Annotated in this window: 1 protein-coding gene; it reads right to left on the bottom strand. The window is 76.2% G+C overall.

Annotated features, from left to right (window positions below):
- On the bottom strand, positions 1-412 hold a 412-nt coding region (locus E9565_RS22015), incomplete at both ends, for a hypothetical protein (RefSeq protein ID WP_236836739.1).

Genomic DNA, 412 nt, shown 5'->3' with positions numbered 1-412 from the left:
CGGCGTGGGGCAGGACGCGGCGCTCGACCTCGGCAACCACCTCGGGCCGGGCGGTGGACAGCAGGTCGACCAGGGCGCGCATCCTGCGCACGTCGATGCGCCCGGCGAACAGGGCGTCCCAGGTGCCGGGAAGCAGGGTGGTGAGCAGGATCGACTCGACGGCGAGGGCCTCGGCCTCGGCTTCGGAGCAGCTGCGGACCAGCGCCAGCTCGGTCACGAAGGTCTGGCTGACCTGGGCCAGCACCGTCGAGCGGCGCAGCCGGCTGTCGCGGCCCGGGCCACCCAGCGGGCCGAAGTCGCGGTCGCGTTCGATCGAGCGGCGGCGGGCGAGCGCGGCGATGGCCTCGGCGCGCTGGGCGGCGTGCCGGGCCTCGCGGGCGTCGGCGGCCCAGATGTCGGCGACCAGTTCCAG

The sequence above is a fragment of the Blastococcus sp. KM273129 genome, assembly GCF_021698995.1.
Classification (GTDB): domain Bacteria; phylum Actinomycetota; class Actinomycetes; order Mycobacteriales; family Geodermatophilaceae; genus Blastococcus.
The sequence above is the reverse complement of the archived record's forward strand: the minus strand, read 5'-3'. Positions and strand labels throughout refer to the sequence as shown.